This is a genomic window from Nocardioides sp. (assembly GCF_044226765.1).
In the GTDB taxonomy this organism is placed as follows: Bacteria; Actinomycetota; Actinomycetes; order Propionibacteriales; family Nocardioidaceae; genus Nocardioides.
Genome location: NZ_JBGAGJ010000004.1, coordinates 396,496 through 414,930 on the forward strand (window position 1 = coordinate 396,496; position 18,435 = coordinate 414,930).

18 protein-coding genes and 1 tRNA gene are annotated in these 18,435 nt (G+C 72.3%); 6 read left to right on the forward strand and 13 right to left on the reverse strand.

Going from position 1 to position 18,435, the window contains the following annotated elements:
• The first annotated feature begins 73 nt into the window (after window positions 1–73).
• Window positions 74–508 (forward strand): SRPBCC family protein, encoded by a 435-nt coding sequence (locus ACILRH_RS11970; RefSeq protein WP_395693545.1) that lies wholly within the window; start codon window positions 74–76, stop codon window positions 506–508.
• Window positions 505–1,110, forward strand: coding sequence for a TetR/AcrR family transcriptional regulator (locus ACILRH_RS11975; RefSeq protein WP_395693547.1), 606 nt, complete (start codon window positions 505–507; stop codon window positions 1,108–1,110). Before ACILRH_RS11970 ends, ACILRH_RS11975 begins: the two co-directional genes overlap by 4 nt.
• Window positions 1,111–1,387: 277 nt before the next feature.
• Here the strand turns inward: ACILRH_RS11975 and ACILRH_RS11980 are convergent, their stop codons facing one another.
• From ACILRH_RS11980 to ACILRH_RS11990, 3 genes are all read right to left on the reverse strand, one after another.
• The gene (locus ACILRH_RS11980; RefSeq protein WP_395693549.1) at window positions 1,388–1,570 is read right to left on the reverse strand and encodes a YegP family protein; all 183 of its coding nucleotides are present in this window, start codon (window positions 1,568–1,570) and stop codon (window positions 1,388–1,390) included.
• A gap of 422 nt (window positions 1,571–1,992) precedes the next feature.
• Window positions 1,993–2,068, reverse strand: a tRNA-Thr gene (locus ACILRH_RS11985).
• A gap of 104 nt (window positions 2,069–2,172) precedes the next feature.
• Window positions 2,173–2,355, reverse strand: a complete 183-nt coding sequence (locus ACILRH_RS11990) for a hypothetical protein (RefSeq protein ID WP_395693550.1) — start codon at window positions 2,353–2,355, stop codon at window positions 2,173–2,175.
• 107 nt (window positions 2,356–2,462) lie between these two features.
• On the opposite strand from ACILRH_RS11990, the gene ACILRH_RS11995 reads away from it, so the two are divergent.
• Both ACILRH_RS11995 and ACILRH_RS12000 read left to right on the forward strand, forming a co-directional pair.
• The gene (locus ACILRH_RS11995) at window positions 2,463–3,434 is read left to right on the forward strand and encodes a LysR family transcriptional regulator (protein ID WP_395693552.1); all 972 of its coding nucleotides are present in this window, start codon (window positions 2,463–2,465) and stop codon (window positions 3,432–3,434) included.
• Window positions 3,431–3,835 carry a limonene-1,2-epoxide hydrolase family protein gene (locus tag ACILRH_RS12000; protein ID WP_395693554.1) on the forward strand — a complete coding sequence of 135 codons (405 nt, stop codon included), beginning with the start codon at window positions 3,431–3,433 and terminating at the stop codon, window positions 3,833–3,835. The genes ACILRH_RS11995 and ACILRH_RS12000 overlap by 4 nt, the downstream gene beginning before the upstream one ends.
• Window positions 3,836–3,844: 9 nt before the next feature.
• Here ACILRH_RS12000 and ACILRH_RS12005 read toward each other — a convergent pair whose 3' ends face one another.
• The 5 genes from ACILRH_RS12005 to ACILRH_RS12025 all read right to left on the reverse strand — a co-directional run bounded on the left by ACILRH_RS12005 (window position 3,845) and on the right by ACILRH_RS12025 (window position 7,646).
• Entirely contained in the window at window positions 3,845–4,147 is a 303-nt protein-coding gene (locus tag ACILRH_RS12005; RefSeq protein ID WP_395693556.1) for a rhodanese-like domain-containing protein, read from the reverse strand.
• A 2-nt stretch (window positions 4,148–4,149) separates the two neighbouring features.
• A complete protein-coding gene (locus ACILRH_RS12010; protein WP_395693557.1) occupies window positions 4,150–5,544 on the reverse strand; it encodes a rhodanese-like domain-containing protein in 1,395 nt (464 codons plus the stop codon).
• A 36-nt stretch (window positions 5,545–5,580) separates the two neighbouring features.
• Window positions 5,581–6,462 (reverse strand): sulfite exporter TauE/SafE family protein, encoded by an 882-nt coding sequence (locus ACILRH_RS12015; protein WP_395693558.1) that lies wholly within the window; start codon window positions 6,460–6,462, stop codon window positions 5,581–5,583.
• Window positions 6,459–6,806: a rhodanese-like domain-containing protein gene (locus ACILRH_RS12020; protein ID WP_395693560.1), complete on the reverse strand. Its 348-nt coding sequence runs from the start codon at window positions 6,804–6,806 to the stop codon at window positions 6,459–6,461. Before ACILRH_RS12020 ends, ACILRH_RS12015 begins: the two co-directional genes overlap by 4 nt.
• A 63-nt stretch (window positions 6,807–6,869) precedes the next feature.
• Window positions 6,870–7,646, reverse strand: a complete 777-nt coding sequence (locus ACILRH_RS12025; protein ID WP_395693563.1) for a GntR family transcriptional regulator — start codon at window positions 7,644–7,646, stop codon at window positions 6,870–6,872.
• A 147-nt stretch (window positions 7,647–7,793) separates the two neighbouring features.
• On the opposite strand from ACILRH_RS12025, the gene ACILRH_RS12030 reads away from it, so the two are divergent.
• Together ACILRH_RS12030 and ACILRH_RS12035 are read left to right on the forward strand one after the other, a co-directional pair.
• Complete coding sequence (locus ACILRH_RS12030; RefSeq protein WP_395693564.1) at window positions 7,794–9,005, forward strand: carcinine hydrolase/isopenicillin-N N-acyltransferase family protein; 1,212 nt, start codon at window positions 7,794–7,796, stop codon at window positions 9,003–9,005.
• The gene (locus tag ACILRH_RS12035; RefSeq protein WP_395693565.1) at window positions 9,002–10,354 is read left to right on the forward strand and encodes a flavin monoamine oxidase family protein; all 1,353 of its coding nucleotides are present in this window, start codon (window positions 9,002–9,004) and stop codon (window positions 10,352–10,354) included. Before ACILRH_RS12030 ends, ACILRH_RS12035 begins: the two co-directional genes overlap by 4 nt.
• Window positions 10,355–10,475: 121 nt before the next feature.
• Here ACILRH_RS12035 and ACILRH_RS12040 read toward each other — a convergent pair whose 3' ends face one another.
• The 5 genes from ACILRH_RS12040 to ACILRH_RS12060 form a co-directional block, all read right to left on the reverse strand.
• Window positions 10,476–12,035, reverse strand: a complete 1,560-nt coding sequence (locus ACILRH_RS12040; RefSeq protein WP_395693567.1) for an alpha/beta hydrolase — start codon at window positions 12,033–12,035, stop codon at window positions 10,476–10,478.
• Window positions 12,032–13,219: a DNA polymerase III subunit delta' gene (locus ACILRH_RS12045; protein WP_395693568.1), complete on the reverse strand. Its 1,188-nt coding sequence runs from the start codon at window positions 13,217–13,219 to the stop codon at window positions 12,032–12,034. The genes ACILRH_RS12040 and ACILRH_RS12045 overlap by 4 nt, the downstream gene beginning before the upstream one ends.
• Entirely contained in the window at window positions 13,216–13,869 is a 654-nt protein-coding gene (gene tmk, locus ACILRH_RS12050; RefSeq protein WP_395693570.1) for a dTMP kinase, read from the reverse strand. Before tmk ends, ACILRH_RS12045 begins: the two co-directional genes overlap by 4 nt.
• A 152-nt stretch (window positions 13,870–14,021) precedes the next feature.
• Window positions 14,022–16,712 carry a type I DNA topoisomerase gene (topA, locus tag ACILRH_RS12055; RefSeq protein ID WP_395693571.1) on the reverse strand — a complete coding sequence of 897 codons (2,691 nt, stop codon included), beginning with the start codon at window positions 16,710–16,712 and terminating at the stop codon, window positions 14,022–14,024.
• A gap of 117 nt (window positions 16,713–16,829) precedes the next feature.
• Complete coding sequence (locus ACILRH_RS12060) at window positions 16,830–18,293, reverse strand: methyltransferase (protein WP_395693573.1); 1,464 nt, start codon at window positions 18,291–18,293, stop codon at window positions 16,830–16,832.
• Between the last annotated feature and the right edge of the window lie 142 nt (window positions 18,294–18,435).

The window sequence follows — 18,435 nt, forward strand, 5'->3', positions numbered from 1 at the left end:
GGTCGGCCTGTCAACGTTCTGTCGCCGATGAGACCGTCCTTCCGCACCGAGCGGCTTATGTACCATGTGGTACATGAACCGCCTCTTCGAGACCCGCCGTCATATCGACGCACCGGTGGAAGACGTCTGGCCCGTCATCTACGACGTCGAACGCTGGCCTGATTGGACGCCCACGATCAACAGCGTGGATCGACTCGACACGGGACCTTTCGCCATCGGCTCCCGAGCCGAAGTCCGTCAACCCCGACTTCCCCGGGCACGGTGGGAAGTGACCGAACTGGTGCACGGCCGACACTTCACGTGGGTCGCCAAGGGCCCCGGCATGATGACCATCGCCCGTCACGAGGTAGTGCCAGACGGCAGCGGGGCACTGGTGACGCTGAGCATCGAGCAGACCGGACCGATGGGCGCAGTCGCCGCTCTCGCATGGAGGCGGCTGACACAGCGCTACATCGACCTGGAGGCCGAGAGCCTGGACAGGCGCGTCACGAGCTCCACCTCTTCGTGACGACGCCGAAGCATGACGGACACTCCCGGCGATCGGGCCGCGAGGGTCTGCTCGACGCGGCAGTGGAACATCTGGGTCGGCATGGCATCGGCGACACCAGCCTTCGTGCCATGGCCGAGGCCCTGGGGACGAGTCATCGCATGCTCATCTACCACTTCGGGTCGCGGGAGGGACTCCTGGCCGAGGTGACTCGGGAAGTCGAGGCACGGCAACGAGCACTCATGACTGCGACCTACGACGCCGATCTGCCCCCGCTGGAAGCAGCCGCGAAGTACTGGGAGGAGACCGTCGAGGCATCCATGCGGTACGGGCCGCTCTTCTTCGAGCTGGCGGCACATGCGATGCAGGGCAGAGAGCATGCCGCACTGCTCCGTGAGGAGCTCATCAACGCCTGGTTGCCGCCCACCATCGAGCTGTGCCGGGCAATTGGCATACCAGCGGACCAAGCCCAGGCTCATGCTCGGCTAGCACTCGGAGCCGCTCGCGGGCTGCTCCTCGATCTGCTCATCAGTGGTGACCGCGCGGAAGTCGCGCAGGCCGCCGACCTGCTCAACCGACTGTTGCTCGTCTCCGCCGGAATGGGGGGCGCCATCCCTTCTTGACCAGTCGATCCGAGCAGCGCGGCGTAGGCGGGGGACGCGCCGGATCGAAGTCGTGCGTGCCGGTCTCACGCCACCCAAGAACTGCCTGGCCCGCCAGGCAGGCACCGGGGCGGCGGCCCCGCCTCCAGGGTCGCCGCCCCTCTGCTCTGCCGTTCTTGTTCGACAGAAGCGACTCGGGCGCTCCCCGCCGACCCGGGACGGAAGGTGTGCGCGATGGACGAGGTCGAGTTCGACCATCGGCGCCGGGTCGGCGAGGAGCAGTTCATTCGGAGGCAGATCAGCACTCAACGAGGTTGGCAGTGACGGCGGCGACACGGATTCGCTCGACGTCCTCGAGAGCAGCCGCTCGGGTGAGGTATCCACCCTTCTCAGCGAGCACCTCTCCATCCCAGTTCACGAGCTGCCAGCGATGGTCGCCGACCCTGCCGTTCACCTCGAAGACCGCCACGGTCCTGAACATCGCCGGATTCTCCACTCGTCGCATCTGGGCCTGTCCGAGACGGATGGTGCCGACCGCCAGGAAGGAGGAGTGCGGCCGGCACCGCGGGAACGATAGGGAGAACGCCGAGGTGACCGATGGGTAAGGGACTCAGGTCATAGCGGCAATCAGTCCGGGCCCCTCAGCCCGGGAATGGTTGCCCGAACATGGACCGAGCAGTGACGCAGATGGAGACGGCGGTCCGACGCCACACCTCTCGAGGCGGCGCGGGCCGGCGCCGACCTGCGGCAGTTCGGGCGCACGGTTGCCCGCGAGTGGTCGGCAGGCGACCCACGTTGAGCAGCGTGCCCGCGAGTTTTCGCGGACTTTTCGCGGACCTGAGGCCAATTTCGGCAGTCGGCAGACGGCCGGCAACTGCGTTTGCGCAGGTCAGGGGCCTGACATGGAGCCGCCTGTCGGAATCGAACCGACGACCTATTCATTACGAGTGAATCGCTCTACCGACTGAGCTAAGGCGGCGCGTCGCCCGCGGCCGGAGGGATCCGTGCGGGCAACCCGCAGAAGTATAGGGACGCCGGTCCGGAGGTGCCTAAACGGCACCCGGGCTGGGATCCGGGCCGCGATCAGGCGGCGAGAGTGACCTTCGGGGCCGTGGTCGCGGTCTTGCCGCTGAGCATCGTCTGCTCGGCGCCGCACCAGCAGGTGAACTTCACGACGATGCCGTGCGACGTGTTGGTCACGTTCGTGATCTGGTCGGCGAAGATCAGCTCGCGACGCTGGCAGTCGGTGCACTGGTGGGCGAACACGGACGGGCTCCTTCTAGGTATGAGTACAGGTGTCTACTCATCTATGGTCGCGCGGCCAATGCCATAGGGGTAGCCTTGGTTACCTAGACGTACCAAAGGATCTGCCTATGGTTTCGCTGCACCAGCTGACGTGCTTCCTGGCGACCTACGAGCACGGCTCACTAACAGCGGCGGCCGAGGAGCTCGGCTACGCCCAGCCGTCGGTCTCCGAGCAGATCAGGTCGCTGGAGAGGTCGCTCGGCGTCCAGCTCTTCCGCCGGGTGGGCCGCGGCGTCGTACCCACCACGGTCGCCGACTCCTTCCGCCCCCACGCGGAGCGGGTGCTCGCGGCGGTCGACGAGGCGCAGGAGGCGGTGCGCAGCGTGCGGTCGCTCGAGACGGGCACCATCCGCTTCGGGATGTTCGGCATCGCCCGCCTGTACGCCGGCTCCGGCCTGATCGCCGACGTCCTCTCGCGCTACCCGGGCGTCCGGGTCGAGCTGGTCGGCCAGAACTCCATCGAGGTCGCCGAGGACCTGCGCCGCGGGCGCCTCGAGGCGGCGATGCTCGCGGTCTCCACGGTCGCCAGCGAAGGGCTGGCCGTCACGCCGGTGGCGCGCGAGGAGCTCGTCTACATCAGCGCGGACCCGGCGCGCCTGGCCTCGCCGGTCACCGCCCAGCGACTCGCGCAGAGCTCGCTGGTGCTCCCCGAGACCACCTTCCGGGCGCGCGACTCCACCCGGCAGACGCTGCGCCAGATGCTGCACGAGACCGGTCTCAACCCGCCGACCCGGATCGAGGTCGAGGACATCGAGACCGCCGTCGAGCTCGTCGGGATGGGGTACGCCGACTCGGTGGTCCCCCAGGGCGCGGCCCGCCAGCTCCTCCCCCGCCTGGCGCCCGAGGCGGGCTGGGTGTCGCTGCGGCCACGGCAGTACGACACCTTCGCGGTCGTGCACCGCACCGACGCGCTGCTCTCGCCCGCGGCCCGGCTGATGATCGAGCTCGCCACCCGGCGGATGCAGGCGATCGCCCAGCCGATCACCCCACGCCGCCCCCGGGGTGCGACTCAGGGCAGCGGGGCTACGGTCGAGGCATGACTGCTGCCACGTCCGCGGCGACGACCGTCCGGGACTTCCTCCAGCACCTCGCCGCGCGCGAGACCGACGCCGCCCTCGCGCTCCTGGCCGACGACGTGGTGTGGCGCAACACCGGCATGCCGTCGTTCGAGGGTGAGCGCGTGCACGCGATGCTGCGCGACATGGAGAAGCGAGGGGTTCGCTTCGACGTCAGGTTCAAGCACGTCGCGACCGACGGCGACGTCGTGCTCACCGACCGCACCGACGTGATCGGCATGGGCGGGTGGGAGACGTCGTTCGGCGTCCGCGGCACCTTCGAGGTGCGAGAGGGGCGCATCGCGGTGTGGGACGACGCGTTCAGCTGGCTCGAGCTCCTGGGCAGTGGGGTCGTCGGGATCGGCCGACTCCTGGCCGGCCGATAGCCGCCTCGGTCACTCCTCGCCGGGTCGCCACTCGCGCAGGCCGTCCGCGCACGACACGGCGTCGTAGCCGACCGCCCGCAACCAGGTCGCCGCCTCGCGGCTGCGGTCACCGGTCGCGCAGACGAGGTAGACCCGCGCGCGGCGGGGGATCTCCCAGAGCCGTTGCCGCAGCTGCGTGCTGGGCAGCGAGCGCGATCCGGGGAGGTGCCCCCCGTCGTACTCGACCGGCTCGCGGACGTCGATCACGACCGCCCCGTCGCCGAGCGCCCGGCGAGTCTCCGCCAGCGTCACCTCGACCACCGCCCGGGACACGGTCAGACCTCGGCCGGGATGCGGGTCGCCTCCCAGGCGCTGAAGCCGCCGAGGATGTCGGACACGTCGCCGAAGCCCTGGCTTCGCAGGTAGCTCGCCCCGACGCTCGAGCGCCAGCCACCGGCGCAGTAGAGCACCAGCGCGCCCTCGCGGGGGACCTCGTCGATCCGGCGACGCAGCTCGGCCATCGGGATGTGCAGCGACCCCGGCACGGTGCCGCTCTCGAGCTCACCGACGTTGCGCACGTCGATGACGGTGACGTCGGTCCGGTCGTCGGCGAGCGCGGCGTCGAGTCGCGCCGGCGTCAGGCGGCTGGCCTGGGTGAGGTGCTCGGGCACGTCGGGCAGCACCGCGTCCACCTCGGGGACATAGCCGAGGACGTGGTCGAAGCCGATGCGGGCCAGTCGGACGACCACCTCGCTCTCGTGGCCGTCGGGCGCCAGCACGACGACCTCCTGGTGCGGGTCGATCACCATGCCGGCGGTCTCGGCGAACCGGCCGTCCAGCGGGACGTTGATCGCGCCACGCAGGTGGCCGGCTGCGAAGTCGGACGCCTCGCGGGCGTCGAGCAGCACCGCGCCGCGCTCGGCGGCTGCGAGCGCCTCACGCAGCGTGACCGGCTCTGCCGGGTGCTCGTCGAAGGTCGCCCGCTCCTGGCGGTTGAGGATGGCGTTGAACACGAAGTAGTCGGGGGCCGACGGCTGGCCCGCGGTGACCAGCTCGAGGAAGCGGTCCTCCGACATCGGCTGGCAGGCGTAGTTGAAGCGGCGCTGCTCGCCGATCGTGGACTGGGTCTCGGTCGAGAGGTTCTTGCCGCAGGCCGAGCCGGCGCCGTGGGCCGGGAAGACGCGCACGGCGTCGTCGAGTCCCATGAGCTTGTGCTGGACCGAGTCGTAGAGCATCCGACCGAGCTCGTCAGCGGTGACACCGATCGAGGCGAGCAGGTCCGGGCGGCCCACGTCGCCGATGAAGAGGGCGTCGCCGGTCAGGACGCCGTAGGGAATCTCGTCGGACGCGTGCTCGTAGACCAGGATGCTGATCGACTCCGGCGTGTGCCCCGGGGTGTGCATGACCTGCAGCGCCACGCCGTCGGGTCCACCGAGCTCGATGCGCTCGCCGTCCTCGAGGTGACGGACGTCGTACTCCGCCTGGGCAGCCGTGCCATAGCCGATCCACGCACCGGTGGCCTCCGCCATCTCGAGGTGGCCGGCGAGGAAGTCGGCGTGGAAGTGGGTGTTGATGACCCCCACGATCGTCAGGCCGTGGGCCTCGGCGTCCTCGAGGAAGTCCGAGACGTCACGGCGGGGGTCGACGACGACGGCGCGACCCGATGCCTCGTCACCGATGAGGTAGGTCGCCTGCGAGAGGCAGTCGAGGTAGTGCTGGGCGAAGTACACGGTGTCTCCTTGGTGGGTGGTTCAGGTCGAGGGTGGTCAGGACGATCGGGTCCCCGGCACGGCGTGGAACGCCGCGGCGGTGGGGTGGCGCAGGTCTTCGACGCTGTGCCAGACGGTGTAGGTGGCGACGAGGAGCAACAGGACGGCGAACGCGCCGCGCAGCTGCTCGGCAGGGAGGCGGTCCGCGACGCGGCGTCCGAGCACGGCGCCGAGCATCGCGGCGACGGCGAAGGGGATGATGACCGACCACTCAAACTCGGCGGTCGCGCCCCGCGCCAGCAGTGCGGTCCCGGAGTTGATGACCACGATCACCAGCGAGGTGCCGACGGCCAGCGGCATCGGCAGGCCGAGCACCAGGACCAGCGCCGGCACGATGACGAAGCCCCCGCCGACCCCGAAGAAGCCGGTCAGGAAGCCGACACCGAGCCCCGCACCGATGACCAACGGCCAGCGTCCGCAGCGCAAGCACTGGGTGGAGCCGGCTCGCTCGACCGCGGGCGGCTCCACCGGCGCAGGCGCGCCGACGGTCGCCGGCACCGGGGCGGCCGTGGGACGCCGGACGGCCATGGGTCGCAGCATCGCGACCGCGGCCACGACCATCAGCAGGGAGAAGCCCAGCAGGAGGATGCTGCCGTCGACGGCATGGCTGAGGTGGGAGCCGAGCCACGCTGCCGGGATGCCGGCGGCACCGAAGAAGAGCCCGGTGCGCCACACGACGGTCCCGGCGCGGACGTGGCTGACCACGCCGCTGACGGCCGCGGCGCCGACGATCACGAGGCTGCTCGTGGTGGCCTGCGCGGCCGACTGCCCGGCGACGAAGACCAGCGCCGGGACGGTCAGGATCGCGCCACCCCCGCCCAGGCCACCGAGCACGAGCCCGATCGCCAGTCCGAGGAGAGCCAGCCACACCACGCTCATCGCCGGGCGCCGGCCCCCTCACGCACCAGCGGCAACCCGGCGGACGCCCAGGCCAGGACGCCTCCGGCGAGGTTGACCACGTCGTCGCGCCCGGCGGACTGCAGGGCCTGGACGGCGGCCGCGGAGCGGCGGCCGGACCGGCACACGACGACGACCGGGCGGCCCGACGGCACGGAGCCGACCTGCAACCGACCCAGGGGGATCAGGACGGAGCCCTCGATGTGGGCGTCCGCCCACTCGTACGGCTCGCGCACGTCGAGGACGGTGGCGCCCTCCGCGATCAGCCGGTGGGCTCCGCGGGCGTCCACGTCACGCACCGGGCGGTGCGACTGGTGGTCTGGCATGTCAGGTGACTCCTTGCTGGGCTGGGGTTCGGCCGAGGTGTCCTCGGGCTCGGGAGGTGCGGGTCAGGGACGTAGCGGGCCGCCGCCGGTCACGGTCATCCGATCGGGGTCGGCCAGGTCCGTGGTGAACGCGAACCGGTCACCTCGGAAGAGGGTCTGGCGCCACTCGACCGGACGACCTCGCAGCTCGCCGACCCGCTCGACGTACAGCGCCGCCGTGCCGGGCTCCAGTCCGAGCAGGCGCTGCTCGGCCGGAGTCGGGACGACCGCCCGGACCTGCTCTCGCCCGCCGGTCAACCGCACCCCGCAGCAGCGCTCGAGCTGGGCGTAGACGGAGGTGTGGGTGAAGTCGGCCTCGAGCAGGGGGGCGGCGAGCTGGGCAGGGATCCAGACGCGGTCGATGGCGAGTGGCTCACCGTCGCTGCGGCGCAGCCGCTCGAGGTAGACCAACGGCGTCGACTCCTCCAGGCCGAGCCGGGCGGCGACCACGCCGTCGGCGCGCGCCTCGAGGACGCGGACGTCGCTGCTGGGCCGGTGCCCGGTCCGCTCCACCGACGAGAAGAGAGAGTAGAGCGTCCCCTGGGTCTGGCTGATCTCGCGAGCCGCGACGCGGGTGGGCCGGCCGCGACCGCCCTCCAGCAGCCCGCCGGCGCGCAGCGCGCGCAGCGCCTCGCGCACGGTGTGGCGGCTGACGTCGTACTCGGCGACCAAGTGGTGCTCGCCGGGGAAGTCGACCCCGTCGAACTCGCCGCGCCTGATGCGTCGGCTGATGTCGGCCTGAACCTGTGCCCACAGGGGCATCGGGTCGTCCCGATCGACCGCGCCGTGCTGAGCTGGCATCTCTCCTCCTTGCACCTAAATGTACGTACATCCGTACTCATGGGCAAATCCCAGCAGGCGCCGGTCCGGACCAGCGGTGCCACTGCCGGGAGCCATGCCCGGCTGATCCGCCGCGTCGGACCCTCGTTCGTCACTAGGCTGCGGAGGGTGTGCGACACCTTCGTGCTGCGGACCGACGCCGGCATGGTGCTGGCGAAGAACTCCGACCGTGACCCCAACGAGGCCCAGCTGTGGGAGTGGACGGCGGCGGCCGACCACGAGCCGGGCGCGACCGCGCGGACGACGTACGTCGAGGTGCCGCAGGTCGACCGCACGCACGCCACCCTCGTGTCCCGGCCGTGGTGGATGTGGGGCGCCGAGATGGGCGCCAACGAGCACGGCGTCGCGATCGGCAACGAGGCCGTCTTCACCAAGGAGCCGACCAGCCTGGAGCCCGGGCTGCTCGGGATGGACCTGCTGCGGCTGGCGCTCGAGCGCGCGACGACCGCCGACGAGGCCGTGCAGACCATGGTCGGGCTGCTCGAGGAGCACGGCCAGAGCGGCTCGTGCAGCGTCGAGCACCCGAAGTTCACCTACCACAACAGCTTCCTGGTCGCCGACCGCGACAGCGCGGTCGTGCTCGAGACCGCCGGCCGGCACTGGGCGACCGAGCCGGTCAAGGGGCCGGCGCGCAGCATCAGCAACGGCCTGACCATCCCCGAGTTCGCGGAGCGGTACGCCGACCGGCTGCGTGGTCGCGTCGCCTCCTGCGACGTCCGGCAGACCCTCACCCAGCACCGCGCGTCGACGGCGCACGGCGTGCGTCAGGCGATGCGGATCCTGCGGGACAACGGGACCGGCCGCGGTCCGCGGTGGTCGCCGCTCACCGGTTCGATGGTCGGTCCCAACATGCACGCCGGCGGGTGGCTCGCCTCGAGCCAGACGGTGTCGTCGTGGGTCAGCCACCTCGGCACCGGGATGCACTGGTCGACAGGCTCGGCCGATCCCGCGTTCGCGCCGTTCGTGCCGCTGCGGGTCGACGCACCAGTCGGGCAGGACGCCTACCCCACCGAGGGCGTCGACAACCGCCGCGACGACCGGTCGCTGTGGTGGCGCCACGAGCGCCTGCACCGCCAGGCGCTGCGCGACTGGTCCCGCGCGGAGGCGCTCGTCGCCGCCGACCGGGACCGGCTGAAGCGGTCCTGGACCGCCGACCCGCCGTCGACCGAGGAGGCCCTGGCGGCCGGCCTCGAGGCGCGCGAGCGCTGGTTGCCCGCGGTCGTGCAGGTGACCGCCCGTGACACCCGACCCTGGTGGGCCCGCCGCCAGTGGCAGTCCTACGACCGGGACGCCGACCGCGCCCGAGAGGTGGTCGCATGAGCAGCACCGATGTCGTCGTCGTGGGAGCCGGCCTCTCCGGGCTGACCGCCGCGCGTGCGGTCGCCGCCGCGGGCCGGTCCGTCGTGGTCGTCGAGGCCCGCGACCGGGTGGGCGGCCGCACCGAGGCGGGGCAGCTCAGCGACGGCCAGTGGATCGAGCTGGGCGGCCAGTGGGTCGGCCCGACGCAGGACCGCATGTACGAGCTGATCGCCGAGCTGGGGCTCTCGACCATCCCGACCTACAACGACGGCGACATCGTCTTCGGCCTGGGCAAGCGGACCGGCCGGCTGGCCGGCCGCAAGGGCGCGGTGCCACGGCTCAACCCGTTCGCGGTCGCCGACCTCGCCCAGGGCACCGTCCGGTGGGGCCGGCTGGCGCGCTCGGTCGACCTCCAGGAGCCGTGGCGCACCCCGGGTGCCCGGGAGCTGGACGGCCAGACGTTCCGCAGCTGGGTGCACCGCAACCTGCGCACACCGCAGGGCCGTGCCTACTTCGAGCTCTACTGCGACGCCGTCTTCTCCGCCGACCTGTCCGACATCTCGCTGCTGCACGCGCTCTTCTACACCCGCTCCGGCACCGACATGGACACGCTGATGGCCGTCGACCGGGGAGCCCAGCAGGACCGGATCGACGGCGGCTCGTGGCGGATCAGCGAGCGGCTGGCGGCCGACCTCGACGTCCGGCTCGGCGACCCGGTGCGCACCGTCGCCCAGCACGACACCGGGGTGCGCGTCACGACCCGGGGCGGCGCGTCGTACGACGCCGCGCGGGCGATCATCACGCTCCCGCCGACCCTGGCCGGCCGGCTCGAGTACGACCCGCCGCTGCCGAGCTGGCGCGACCAGCTCACCCAGAAGCTCCCGGCCGGGAGCGTGATGAAGGTCTACGCGGTCTACCCGACCCCGTTCTGGCGCGAGGAGGGCCTCAACGGCCAGGCCGGCTCGGACCGGGGTCCGGTCAAGGTCACCTTCGACAACACCCCGCCCGGCTACGAGCGCGGGATCCTGATGGGGTTCATCGAGGCCGACGACGGGCGCCGGTGGGCGCGCCGCACGCCCGAGGAGCGCCGGGCCGCGGTGGTCGGGTGCTTCGTGCGCTACTTCGGGCCTCGGGCCGCCGAGCCGCTGGAGTACGTCGAGCGCGACTGGACCGCCGAGGAGTTCAGCCGCGGCTGCTACGGCGCGCACTTCGCCCCCGGCGTGTGGACCGGCTTCGGTCCCGCCCTGCGGGAGCCGGTCGGCCGGCTGCACTGGGCCGGCGCCGAGTGCGCGCCGGTCTGGAACGGCTACATGGAGGGTGCCGTGCGCTCCGGCGAGGCGACCGCGGCCGAGGTGCTGGCGCAGCTCTGAGCCCGACCACCGAGTCGGCGCCAGTGCCGCACTCCAGACCGCCGAGTCGGCGTCAGTGCCCGGCATTCGCGCCGACTCGGCACGCTCCTGGCCGGCATTCGCGCCGACTCGGCGAGGACGGTCAGCAGCGCAGGCCGTCGTCCGGCACGGTGCCGTCGACCAGGTAGTCCTCGATCGCGGTGTCGACGCACCGGTTGCCGGAGTTGTAGCCGGTGTGACCGTCGCCGTCGCGGCTGACCAGCACGCCCGAGTCGAGCTGGGCGGCGAGGTGCTGCGCCCACTGGTACGGCGTCGCCGGGTCGCGCGTGGTGCCGACCACGACGATCGGGGCCGCGCCCTTCGCGTCGATCGTGGGGGCCTCCTCGGTCGCCTTCGCCTGCATGCCTCCGCACGTGGTCAGGCCCCAGGCGAACACCTCGCCGAAGGTGGGTGACGCCTTCTCGAAGTCGGGCAGGTTCGCCGGCACCTGCGACGCCGGGATCGACCACGGCTCGTCGAGGCAGTTGATCGCGTAGTTGGCCTCGGTGCTGTTGTCGGTGTAGCTGCCGTCCTGGTCCCGGGAGTTGTAGACGTCCGAGAGCCGCAGCAGCAGTGACCCGTCGCCGTCGAACCCGGCCTGCAACGCCTGGTCGAGGTAGGTCCAGTAGTCGCGGTTGTAGAGCGGGAGCACGACGCCGTAGAACGCGTTGCCGACCTGGAGGTCGCGGTCGGGGTCGTCGGTCTTCAGCGGCTGCGCGTCGACCTGGTCGAGGAACGTCTTGATCCGGGTCAACCCCTCCTGGAGGGTGTCGCCGAGGTAGCAGTCACCCTGGTCGACGCAGTCCTGGACGTAGGCGCGCAGCGCGGTCTCGAACCCGGCCGCCTGCTCGAGGCTCAGCTGACGCGGGCCGATCGACAGGTCGACCGCCCCGTCGAGCACCATCCGACCCACCCGCTCGGGGAACAGGTCGGCGTACGTCGCGCCCAGCTTGGTGCCGTAGGAGGCGCCGAAGTAGTCCAGCTCGGACTGCCCCAGCGCGGCGCGCAGGACGTCCATGTCGCGCGCGGCCTCGACGGTCGTCACGTGCGAGGCGAGGGCGCCGGACCGGTCGACGCAGCCGCGGCCCAGGGCGTCGAGGTTGCGCACGTAGTCCGACACCTCGGCCGGCGTGTCCGGGTCGGGGTCCTCGGCGACGTAGGCGTCGAGCTCGCTGTCGCTGAGGCAGTCGACCGGGTCGCTGCTGCCGGTGCCGCGCGGGTCGAAGCCGACGACGTCGTAGGCGTCGAGGATCGGCTGCCGGAAGACCGACGAGGCGCTGGCGGCGTAGTCGGTGCCCGGGGCGCCCGGCCCCCCGGGGTTGACCACCAGCGACCCGATCCGGTCGCCGGCGGCCGGCACCTTGAGCACCGCGAGCTCGATGGTGTCGCCGTCGGGGTGGGCGTAGTCGAGCGGCACCGCCAGCGTCGCGCACTGGTTGTCGCCGCAGGAGGACCAGTCGAGCTCCTGGGAGTAGAAGCGTTCGAGGCCGGGGTCGGGCGCATCGGTCGAGCCCGGCTCGGGCGCCGCGCTCGGGCTGCTGGTCGAGCCGGTCGACCCGGTCCCGTCGTCGTTGCCGAGCGAGACCAGGGCCGCGAACGCCCCGGCGCCCATCGCCAGGTAGACCAGCCCGAGGACGACAGCAGCGGCGACCCAACGCTTCATCTGCGCACCTCCGGTGCGACCAGCCCGAGCATCATCGACTCCAGCGCGAGGGCCGGTTGGACGTTGAACTCCAGCATCTGCTCGCGCGCCTCGAAGACGGCGCTGATGCGACGCAGGTTCGCCTCGGCGCTCGAGGACCGGGCGAGCAGCTCCACGTCGCCGCGGATCTCCTCGTTGACCAGCGGGCCGGGCGCCCCCGCGGCGACCGCGATCGCGTCGCGGTAGACCGACACCAAGTCCATCAGGCCGCGGTCGACCACGTCGAGCTGGCGACGCTTGGCGCGGCGCTTCTGGTCCTGCTCGAGGTCGCGCAGCGCCGGCGCGTACTCCCGCGGACGGCGGCCGCGCTCGATGACGCCGTACGCCGCGTCGAGGTCGGCCCGCTCGCGGGCGTCGAGCTCGGAGGTGATCGCCTCGGCCTCCTCCTTGGTGACCCGGGTCAGCTCGGCGGCCGCGTCCATGCACCGGCCCAGCGAGGTGAGCGAGGCGGGGATCGCGACGACGGCGCTGCGCCGTGCGCGCGTCTCGTCGTCGCGAGCCAGGGCGCGGGCGCGGCCGATGTGGCCCTGGCTGGCGCGGGCGGCGTACGACGCCAGCTCGGTGTCGACGCCGTCGCGCCGGACCAGGAACGCGGCGACGTCGTCGGCGGTCGGCGTCGTCAGCGTCACCAGGCGGCAGCGTGAGCGGATCGTGGGCAGCACGTCCTCGACCGTGGGGGCGCACAGCATCCACACGGTGCGCTCGGTCGGCTCCTCGATCGCCTTGAGCAGCGCGTTGCACGCCTGCTCGGTCAGCCGGTCGGCATCCTCGACGATCACGACCTGCCAGCGGTTGCCCACGGGCGCCAGGGCGGAGCGGCGGACCAGGTCGCGGGCCAGGCCGACCCCGATCGTCAGGCCCTCGGTGCGCACCACGATGACGTCGGCGTGCGACCCGGCCAGGACCGTGTGGCAGGCGTGGCAGGTGCCGCACCCGGGCGATGCGCCCGGGTTCGGACGCTCGCACTGCAGCGCGGCGGCGAAGGCGACCGCCGCGTTGGACCGACCCGACCCGGGCGGGCCCGTGAAGAGGAAGGCGTGGCTCATGCCGTGACCCTCGGCGGCGGCCCTGAGCGCCTCGATGACGCGTGGCTGCCCGACCAGGCCGTCCCAGACGGTGTGCGCGGCGACGGGTGCGGCGCTCACGACCGCACCGCCCGGGCCAGGAGGGGCTCGACGGCCGAACGGACCCGCTGCTCCACCTCGTCGACGTCGCCGCGGGCGTCGAGCACCAGGTAGTGGTCGGGGTCGGCCTCGGCCAGCCGGAGGAACCAGGTCCGCGCCCGCTGGTGGAACTCCAGGGACTCGCCCTCGATCCGGTCGCGCTCGGCGAACCGGCCCAGGCCGTGCTCCGGCTCGAGGTCGAGCACGACGGTCAGGTGCGGCCGCAGGTCGTGGGTCGCCCACCGCGCGACCTGCTCGAGCTCGTCGGGGTCGAGGTCGCGACCGGCGCCCTGGTAGGCCAGCGTCGAGTCGACGTAGCGGTCGGTGACCACGACCTCGCCCCGGTCGAGCGCCGGCTGGACGACGTCGTGCACGTGCTCGGCCTTGTCGGCGGCGTAGAGCAGCGCCTCGGTGCGGTCGGAGATCGCGCCGGTCTCGGGGCTGAGCACGATCTCGCGCAGCAGCCGCCCGACCGCGGTGTCGCCCGGCTCGAAGGTGAGCACCACCCGGTAGCCCTGCTCCTCCAGCCAGGCCGCCAGCCGGCGCGACTGGGTGGACTTGCCCGACCCGTCACCGCCCTCGAAGCACACGAAGGCGCCGCGCTCGGCGTACACCCCCGGTCCCCTGCTCACGGGGGACACCCTAGGCGGCCGCACCCACACCGGACCTCCGGAGGTCTGCACCGGTCCGCCCCACTGCCTCTGGGGCGGTCCAACCGGTCGTCGGTTCACCATGGTCTGGCGGTGAACCGACGACGCCAGCGCGCGGACGACGCAGCCGGCGGTCAGGACTTCTTGGCCGCGGCCTTCTTCGTGGTCCGCTTCGCGGTCTTCTTCGCCGTGGCCTTCTTGGCGGTGGTCTTGCGCGCGGTCTTCTTCGCCGCCTTCTTGGCCGGGCCCTTGGCGCGGCGCTCGGCGAGCAGCTCGGCCGCCCGCTCGAGGGTGATCGCCTCGACCGAGTCCTCCTTGCGCAGGGTCGCGTTGTACTCGCCATCAGTGACGTACTCGCCGAAGCGGCCGGCCTTGACCACCACCGGCTGGCCCGACACCGGGTCGTTGCCGAGCTCCTTGAGAGGCGCCGCGGCGGCGGCGCGTCCGCGCTGCTTGGGCTGGGCGTAGATCCGCAGCGCCTCGTCGAGGCCGATCGTCAGCAGCTGCTCCTCGGCGGTGAGCGAGCGGGAGTCGGTGCCCTTCTTCAGGTAGGGCCCGTAGCGCCCGTTCTGCGCGGTGATCTCCTCGCCGGACTCCGGGTCGACGCCCACGACGCGCGGCAGCGACAGCAGCTTGACCGCGTCGTCCAGCGTGACGCTGTCCAGCGACATCGACTTGAAGAGCGACCCGGTGCGCGGCTTCGCGCCCTTCGGCGCGTCCTCGGGCAGCAGCTCGGTGACGTAGGGACCGTAGCGGCCGTTCTTCGCCACGACCTCCAGCCCGGTCTCGGGGTGCCGGCCGAGCTGGATCTCCTCGCCCGCCGGGTTGGCCAGGAGCTCCTTGGCCTTCTCCAGCGTCAGCTCGTCGGGCGGCAGGTCGTCGGGGACGTTGGCGCGCACCGCCATGCCGTCCTCGCCCGGGCCCTCGAGGTAGGGACCGTAGCGGCCCACGCGCAGGTGCACGCCGGAGTCGGCGCCGCCGATCGGGAACGTCGCCAGCTCGCGGGCGTCGATGTCGCCGAGCTCGTCGACCAATGTCTTGAGGCCCTCGACGTCGCCGGACCCGTAGTAGAACTCGGCGAGCTCGGTGTTGCGGTCCTTGCGGCCCGCCGCGATCTCGTCGAGCACGTCCTCCATGCCGGCGGTGAACTCGTAGGAGATCTGCCGCGGGAAGTGCTCCTCGAGCAGGCGGGTCACCGAGAACGCCAGCCACGCGGGGACCAGCGCGGTCCCCTTCTTGTAGACGTAGCCGCGGTTGAGGATCGTGCCGATGATCGACGCGTACGTCGACGGCCGGCCGATCTCGCGGTCCTCGAGCTCCTTGATCAGCGTGGCCTCGGTGTAGCGGGCCGGCGGCTTGGTCTCGTGCCCGTTGGCGGTGATCGACGCCGCCGACACCGGGTCGCCCTCGGCCAGCTCGGGGAGCGGGACCTGGTCGTCGTCGCTGCGCTTGCCGCCCTCGGTGCCCTCGACGTAGGCCTTGAGGAAGCCGTGGAAGGTGATCACACGACCGGACGCCGCGAACACCACGTCGCGACCGTCGCTCGCGGCGCCGCCGATCCGCACCGACACCGACTGGCCGACCGCGTCCCTCATCTGCGAGGCGACGGTCCGCATCCAGATCAGCTCGTAGAGGCGGAACTGGTCACCGGTCAGCCCGGTCTGCGCCGGCGTGCGGAACGTGTCACCGGCGGGGCGGATCGCCTCGTGCGCCTCCTGGGCGTTCTTGACCTTGCTGGCGTAGGTGCGCGGGGCGTCGGGGAGGTACTCCGCCCCGTAGAGCTCGCGCACCTGGGCCCGCGCCGCTCCGACGGCCGCGCTCGACAGCGTGGTCGAGTCGGTGCGCATGTAGGTGATGAAGCCGTTCTCGTAGAGCCGCTGAGCGACCGACATCGTCACGCTCGCGCTCATGCCGAGCTTGCGGCTGGCCTCCTGCTGGAGCGTGGTGGTGCGGAAGGGGGCATAGGGCGAGCGGCGGTACGGCTTCGCCTCGACCGAGCGGACGTCGTACGACGTGTCGGCCAGTGCCGCGACGAGCCCCTCGGCAGCGGCGCGGTCCAAGTGGACGCGGTCGCCCTTCTTCGACTTCAGCTGGCCATCCGACCCGAAGTCGGAGCCGCCGGCCACCCGGGCACCGTCGACGGAGTGGAGCCGCGCCGGGAACATCCGGGGCTCCTTGGTCGCCCCGGCGTCGAAGGTGCCCTCGAGGTCCCAGTAGGACGCGAGCCGGAAGGCCATCCGCTCCCGCTCGCGGTCGACGACCAGGCGGGTGGCCACGGACTGCACCCGCCCGGCGGAGAGGCCGGACATGACCTTCTTCCACAGCACCGGGCTGACCTCGTAGCCGTAGAGCCGGTCGAGGATCCGCCGCGCCTCCTGGGCCTCGACGAGGTCCATGTCGAGCTCGCGCGGGTTGTCGGCGGCGGCCTGGATCGCGGGCTTGGTGATCTCGTGGAAGACCATCCGCTTGACCGGGATGCCCTTCGGCTTCAGCTCGTCGAGCAGGTGCCAGGCGATCGCCTCGCCCTCGCGGTCCTCGTCGGTGGCGAGGTAGAGCTCGTCGGCGTCCTTGAGCAGCGTCTTGAGCTTGGCGATGTGGGACTTCTTGTCCCGCGGCACGACGTAGTAGGGCTCGAAGCCGTGGTCGACGTCGACCGCGAGGCGGCCCCACGGCTTGTCCTTGATCTTGGCCGGGGTGTCCGCCGCGGACTGCGGGAGGTCACGGATGTGGCCGATGGAGGACTCGACGACGTACCCCTGGCCGAGGTAGCCGCCGATGGTGCGGGCCTTGGCCGGGGACTCGACGATGACCAGCTTGTGGGCCACGGGACCTCTGTCCTCCTGCTGCGATTTCGTGCGTACGGCCGCTCACGGTAGCGCTAACCCCGCAAATCGCATTCCTGGGCGCCCTCGATGCTCCCCTGGCAGCCGTCGTCCGGACCCCTAACCGGCCGGGTCGAGGAAGCCCTCGGCCACCAGCTCCGTGACGGCCGGCAGGTACGCCGCGCGCGTCGCCCCGGGGTCGGCGCCGAGCAGCTGGGCGACGGCGTCGAGGATCCGGCCGACCGAGAGCTCGCCGTCGCACGCCCCGACGAGGGCGGCCTCGACGGTGTCGACCTGGCGGGCCCGGCGCAGGCCGCGCTGCTGGCGCAGCACGACCGTCTCGGGGTCCTCGGCCCCGGGCTCCCCGAGCGTCTCCTGCCGCACGTCGGGCCGGCGGACCAGGCGGCTGTCGAGGCCGACCTGGGCGTCGGTGCCTCGCGCCCAGTCCCGGATGGCGGGGGCGATCGGCTGCTCGACGTCGTACGGCCACTCGAGCAGCTCCCGGCGCGAACCGCCGCTGCGGCGCAGGTTGATCCAGCCGAAGCCGACCGCCTCGACGCCCTGGTCGTCGAACCAGGACAGCCAGGTGTCGTAGCGGGCGGCGTAGTCCGGCCCGCCGTGGCGCCCCTCGTCCTTGAGCCAGAGCTCCACGTAGGCCGCCGGATCGAGCACCTCGCGCTGGACCACGAACGCGTCGGTGCCCTCCGGGACCCAGCCGGCGAGGCGGTCGGCCCAAGGCACGCCGTCGGCGATCACCCAGTTGGCCAGCACCTGGCACCAGCCGCCGTCGGTGAGGTGGTCGGGCGCGGCGCGCACGATGTGCTCGACCACCCGGTCCCCGGGCAGGCCCGAGTCGCGGTAGACCAGCCGCGAGCCGGTGGCCGGCGAGATCACGAACGGCGGGTTGGTGGAGATCAGGTCGAAGCGCTCGCCCGCGACCGGGTCGAAGAACGAGCCCTCGCGCACGTCGACCGGCGCCGGGGCTTCGTTGATCTCGGCGTTGAAGCGCGCCAGCCGGAGCGCCCGCCGGTTGACGTCCGTGGCGACGACCGCGTCGCTGTGGGTCGCGAGGTGGAGGGCCTGCACGCCGCAGCCGGTGCCGAGGTCGAGCGAGCGCCCGACCGGCTCCCGGACGGTGAGCTGGGCCAGCGACGTGGACGCCGCGCTGATCCCGAGCACGTGGTCCTGGCCGACCCGGTTGCCGGACCCGTCGAGCCCCGGGGTGAGGTCGCTGACGACCCACAGGTGCTGGTCGTCGGCGGCGTAGGGACGCACGTCCAGCCGGGCGGCGACCTGTCCCACGCTGCGCTCGAGGAAGCCCTCGACGGCGAGCCGGTCGACCAGGCCGGGCAGCGCCCGCTCGGCCGCGGGCAGGTCGACGGGGGCCTGGAGGAGGAACAGCCGCGTGAGGGTGGCCAGCGGCCCCCCGTCCGTCGTACGACGCAGGCCGGGCGTCGTCTCGTTGCGCCCCAGCGCGGCGTGGGCCACCGGACCGAGCAGCTCGGCCACCGCGTCGTAGGTGAAGTCCGCCGCGACGAGGGCGGCGCGCAGGCGGGCGGGCAGGTCGGAGGAGGGGCCGGGCACGCGGCGACTCTACGGCGGCGCGGACCGGGTGCAGGACGCCGCCGGCCCGCCAGGAGGACCTGGCGGGCCGGTGGGGTGTGGCCGGTGGGTGTGCGGCCGGTGACGCTACGGCTGCGCCGGCGCGTCGAACTGCTGGGTCGGT

What these genes read in the sequence shown, in the direction of transcription:
- ACILRH_RS11970 (WP_395693545.1), top strand. Translation starts at nt 74, where the DNA reads ATGAACCGCCTCTTCGAGACCCGCCGTCATATCGACGCACCGGTGGAA.
- ACILRH_RS11980 (WP_395693549.1), bottom strand. Translation starts at nt 1,570, where the DNA reads ATGTTCAGGACCGTGGCGGTCTTCGAGGTGAACGGCAGGGTCGGCGAC.
- ACILRH_RS11995 (WP_395693552.1), top strand. Translation starts at nt 2,463, where the DNA reads ATGGTTTCGCTGCACCAGCTGACGTGCTTCCTGGCGACCTACGAGCAC.
- ACILRH_RS12000 (WP_395693554.1), top strand. Translation starts at nt 3,431, where the DNA reads ATGACTGCTGCCACGTCCGCGGCGACGACCGTCCGGGACTTCCTCCAG.
- ACILRH_RS12015 (WP_395693558.1), bottom strand. Translation starts at nt 6,462, where the DNA reads ATGAGCGTGGTGTGGCTGGCTCTCCTCGGACTGGCGATCGGGCTCGTG.
- ACILRH_RS12020 (WP_395693560.1), bottom strand. Translation starts at nt 6,806, where the DNA reads ATGCCAGACCACCAGTCGCACCGCCCGGTGCGTGACGTGGACGCCCGC.
- ACILRH_RS12025 (WP_395693563.1), bottom strand. Translation starts at nt 7,646, where the DNA reads ATGCCAGCTCAGCACGGCGCGGTCGATCGGGACGACCCGATGCCCCTG.
- ACILRH_RS12035 (WP_395693565.1), top strand. Translation starts at nt 9,002, where the DNA reads ATGAGCAGCACCGATGTCGTCGTCGTGGGAGCCGGCCTCTCCGGGCTG.
- ACILRH_RS12040 (WP_395693567.1), bottom strand. Translation starts at nt 12,035, where the DNA reads ATGAAGCGTTGGGTCGCCGCTGCTGTCGTCCTCGGGCTGGTCTACCTG.